This window comes from Paenibacillus sp. FSL R5-0527 (assembly GCF_038008055.1).
Classification (GTDB): domain Bacteria; phylum Bacillota; class Bacilli; order Paenibacillales; family Paenibacillaceae; genus Fontibacillus; species Fontibacillus macerans.
The window spans coordinates 1-1,495 of the sequence record NZ_JBBOYI010000012.1; the positions used below are offsets into that span (position 1 = coordinate 1).

Sequence of the window (1,495 nt, forward strand, 5' to 3'; positions counted from 1 at the left end):
GTCATGCCTCTGTGGTCTTTTTGTGGCTTGACGGTGTTTTGTTAACAAAATAATATATTTCAAAAATGTTGTTGACATAGTCATACAAACACTGTATGATGTAGTCATACAAAGGACGACATAAGACCTGACCGAACGGCAGGCAGTCGGAAAGGATGATCAAAATGAAAACTATCAAATTGCAATTTGTAGAATCGCAAAAGAACGATCTGATGACTAAGGATACATATGTAATTGCCGATTCTGATTACAGTGTAACAGAATTTTCGTTTGTGCATGATCCGGTAGAGTACGTATTGCCTGAAGGATATTCGGTAGGAGAGACGGTAACAGGGGATGCCGCAATATTCGACCATAAAAACGAACACTGTGAGCTGGACGCATTTGGCAAAACACCGCGATTGTCATCGGTCACTGGCCAGGTTCTGTTGTCCAAAGCGTCAAAGTAATACCGCCCCTTGTAGGTCTATCGGATGCAGCGGAAATACTTGGATGGGATCGCCGCAGAGTCCAGACCTACATAAGCAGAGGGGCGTTTCCAGAGCCAGTACAAAAGTTATCAAGCGGGCCTGTATGGACGCGCGAACAAATCGAGAACTACCGTGATAAAAGGAAGTAGCCGTTTTTCTCCTAAATAACGCATGGAAGCAGTAACGCTGATTGTCAGTATGGCGGCGCTGGTTCGGAAGTTGAAACGGAAATAACCGCCTGACGAGTTCACAGCGCGTAAGACCTCACCGCATGGGAGGCGGCACGAAAGGGGATATTGAAATGAACGAGAAGTTGCAAAGCGCAGCACAAGCCGAATTCGAACTAACGAAGGTAGTCCCTAGTGCGAAGTTCCCGACAGTTGAGCAAGCCTTAGATTTTCTTAAACAGCATAAAGAACTGCCCGAGTTTGCAGACAAGGATAGCTTAGAATTCGTGAGATGTGGTGTTACCAAGGCGGGCGAATTTGATGTCGATGGTGCCGACTATCCACCAAAAGCTTTTTACACCTTCGTTGCCAAACACTTGTGTGACGCAGGTAAAGATAAATATGTGCAAATCGAGTTGCAGATTGATGACTTAAATTATTACCATGCAGATGTCACGGCATACTATACCGTGTATGATACTCGGGATGATGCGATTAATACCCCGTTTACGACCGTATTTACGGACAGATTTGTGCATACTGGAGCAGATCGGTACAGTCAACTATTTGGGATTGCGGACTGGGAAGCGCACCATTCATGATCGACAAAAGCCCACCGATCATATAGGTTAGTGGGCTTGATGCGTTTATTTTGCTTCTTCTGCTGCGATCCGTTCGCGTCCAGTACGCGGCAACGCACGTGTACTTGTGTTGGTATACTGTCCGTATATAGTATCTGATACTTTAATATCCAGTTCAAATTTATCTGCCATTGACATTAGATTTACAGTGTCGTCTAACACCTCTTGTCTGTAGACGAGCATTTCAGGGGTCATTTGATCCTTTTTTATCATTTTG

At 44.7% G+C, this 1,495-nt stretch carries 2 protein-coding genes and 1 pseudogene; 2 read left to right on the forward strand and 1 reads right to left on the reverse strand.

The features are described from left to right. The first annotated feature begins 164 nt into the window (after positions 1 to 164). Together NYE69_RS33480 and NYE69_RS33485 are read left to right on the forward strand one after the other, a co-directional pair. Positions 165 to 449, forward strand: coding sequence for a hypothetical protein (locus NYE69_RS33480; protein WP_340930739.1), 285 nt, complete (start codon positions 165 to 167; stop codon positions 447 to 449). A 322-nt stretch (positions 450 to 771) separates the two neighbouring features. After that, on the forward strand, positions 772 to 1,239 hold the full coding sequence (locus NYE69_RS33485; protein WP_340930741.1) for a hypothetical protein: 468 nt from the start codon (positions 772 to 774) through the stop codon (positions 1,237 to 1,239). Positions 1,240 to 1,284: 45 nt separating this feature from the next. Here NYE69_RS33485 and NYE69_RS33490 read toward each other — a convergent pair. Further along, positions 1,285 to 1,495, reverse strand: a pseudogene (locus NYE69_RS33490) (hypothetical protein); the annotation flags it as partial.

Excerpts from the sequence above, each read along its gene's own strand:
- NYE69_RS33480 (WP_340930739.1), top strand. The coding sequence starts at position 165 with ATGAAAACTATCAAATTGCAATTTGTAGAATCGCAAAAGAACGATCTG.
- NYE69_RS33485 (WP_340930741.1), top strand. The coding sequence starts at position 772 with ATGAACGAGAAGTTGCAAAGCGCAGCACAAGCCGAATTCGAACTAACG.